The organism is bacterium, assembly GCA_029210965.1.
GTDB lineage: Bacteria > BMS3Abin14 > BMS3Abin14 > BMS3Abin14 > BMS3Abin14 > JALHUC01.
In genome coordinates this window covers 1-594 of sequence record JARGFZ010000136.1, presented here as the reverse complement: position 1 = coordinate 594, position 594 = coordinate 1, and the positions used below count along the sequence as shown (strand labels likewise).

Sequence of the window (594 nt, the reverse complement as noted above, 5' to 3'; positions counted from 1 at the left end):
CATAGCTTACGGAGAGCCTTTTGACAACTCCCGGTGTCTGGCAGCGGGGCGCGCTACGTGTCTACGTGTCTACGTGTCTAAGTATCTACGTGCATAAGTACCTACATACCTACATACCTGGATACGTAGATACCGCTATTCCTCCCACGCTCCCATGCTCCCCTGCTCCCATGCAACCGCGTCCGCTCTCTGCCGTTGATCGTTGAACGTTGATCGTTGAACGTTGATCGTTGAAACCGGCCTTTGACCGGGATCGCTTCGGCACGGCCTCCTGCCTCGCGATGACAACTTCAGGCATTTGATAAACCGTGGGGTCGTGTTCCTCCTTCGCCATCCACCTTCGCCAACCGACTCCGCCAATGCTACGATCCTGAGGCGGTAATCAGTCATCGAGATGAACACCTTCCTCCTGATATTCTCACAAAAGCTCTTTGAATTCATCCACCGTCAGCAGGGCCTGCTTGAGAATATGAGAAAGGGTTGATCTCTTTATGGGACGGTGTGCCGGGAGAGGCAGCTTGAGTATTGCTGTAGATGTTCTTTTCTGGAACCTGATGTGGCTGCCCTTTTGGCGGACGACAATCCAGCCATTTC

1 protein-coding gene is annotated in these 594 nt (G+C 53.2%); it reads right to left on the bottom strand.

Features of this window, described 5'->3' with window-relative positions:
* Positions 1 to 418 precede the first annotated feature (418 nt).
* Positions 419 to 594, bottom strand: a 176-nt coding sequence (locus tag P1S59_14645) for a type II toxin-antitoxin system HicA family toxin (GenBank protein ID MDF1527463.1), incomplete at its 5' end; no start/stop codon positions are given.